This window comes from Streptomyces sp. AC558_RSS880, from assembly GCF_019049255.1.
Taxonomy (GTDB): domain Bacteria; phylum Actinomycetota; class Actinomycetes; order Streptomycetales; family Streptomycetaceae; genus Streptomyces.
The window spans coordinates 1-1,696 of sequence record NZ_JAGMUJ010000054.1 but is presented as its reverse complement, the minus strand read 5'-3'; the positions used below and the strand labels follow the sequence as shown (position 1 = coordinate 1,696).

General features: G+C 69.6%; 1 protein-coding gene. It reads right to left on the bottom strand.

The window, feature by feature from the left end; genetic code table 11:
* Positions 1-1,696 (bottom strand): condensation domain-containing protein (locus tag KUM38_RS19845; protein WP_254397470.1); only part of this gene is annotated, 1,696 nt, incomplete at both ends.

Genomic DNA, 1,696 nt, shown 5'->3' with positions numbered 1-1,696 from the left:
TCCGCGCCGCCCGTGCCTCGAAGAGACCGGCCAGCGTGACGGGCTCGACGGGACGCGCGGTGTCGTTCCACTCCACCAGGACCCGCTCGCGCTCCCGCGCGGTCAGCACATCGACCGTGGACACCACCCGGTCCGGATCCGCCACCACCGTTTCCAGCAACTGGAAGAGGCGCACGGCCAGTTGTTCGATCGACGAGCGGTCGAAGAGATCGGTCGCGAACTCGATCGCACCCTCCAGCCCCGCCGGTGAGCCGTCGCTGGAGAACCGCTCCGCCAGTTCGAAGGAGAGGTCGAACTTGGCGGTGTCGAGAGCCACCGGAAGCGGAGCCGCCGAGAGGCTGCCCAGCTTCGTTCCGGCCGCAGGGGTGTTCTGCATCGACAGCATGACCTGGAAGAGCGGATGCCGCGCCATGGACCGAACCGGGTTGAGCTCGTCAACCAGGCGTTCGAAGGGCACCTCCTGGTGGGCGTAGGCCGCCAGGTCGGCTTCCTTGACGCGCTCGACGAGCGCGCGGAAGGTCGGGTTACCGGAGAGATCGGTGCGTAGGACCAGCGTGTTCACGAAGAAACCGACGAGGTCGTCGAGCGCTTCGTCGGTGCGCCCCGCCACCGCGGTACCGATGGGGATGTCCTCACCACCGCTGACCTTGCCCAGCAGGGCGGCGATGGCGGCCTGGAGCACCATGAAGACGGTGCCACCCGCATCCCGGGCCAAGTCGACCAGCGAGGTGTGCAGTTCGGGGCTGAAGCGGAGGGTCACCTGCTCGCCGCGGTAGCTCATCTCCGCGGGCCGCGGCCGGTCGGTGGGGAGGTTCAGCTCCTCGGGGAGATCCGCGAGCGTCCTGCGCCAGTAGTCCAGCTGGCCGTTCAGCACGCTCTCGGGGGCGTTCTCGTCCCCGAGTACGTCATGTTGCCAGAGGGTGTAGTCGGCGTACTGGACCGGCAGCGGCTGCCAGTCCGGCGCCGTACCGTTGCAGCGCGCGGTGTACGCGGTGGACAGATCCCTCGACAGCGGCGCGTTGGACCAGCCGTCACTGGCGATGTGGTGGACGACCAGCAGCAGCACGTGATCCTCGTCCGACAGACGGAACAGGTGTGCACGGAGGGGCGGTTCGACGACGAGGTCATAAGGGACCGAGGCGGCACGGCTGAGCGCCGCACCGAGGTCTTCGGGGGTGACGTCGTCGACCGTCAGGTCCACGGTCGCCCGCTCGGGGGCGAGGATCTCCTGGCGGGGGCGGCCGTCGGTGTCCGGGAACGTGGTGCGCAGGCTCTCGTGCCGGGTCACCACATCGTTCAGGGCCGCACGCAGGGCCGGCACGTCCAGCGCACCGGACAGACGCAGGGAGAGGCCCGTGTTGTAGTTGCCGCCCGAATCCCCGAGGCGGTTGATGAACCAGAGGCGGCGTTGGGCGGCGGAGAGGGGGATCTTGGGGGGGCGTGTCCTGGTGGTCAGGGCGGGGCGGGTGGTGCGGGCGGTGTCGAGCCGGCGGGCGAGTCCGGCGACGGTGGGTTCCTCGAACACGGCGCGTACGTCGAGTTCGGTGTCCAGGACGGTGCGGATGCGGCTGATGAGGCGGGTGGCGAGCAGGGAGTGCCCGCCCAGGTGGAAGAAGCTGTCGTCGATGCCGACGGTGTCCAGGCCCAGGACGTCGGCGAAGAGGGTGCACAGGGTCTCTTCGCGGGGGGTGCGGGG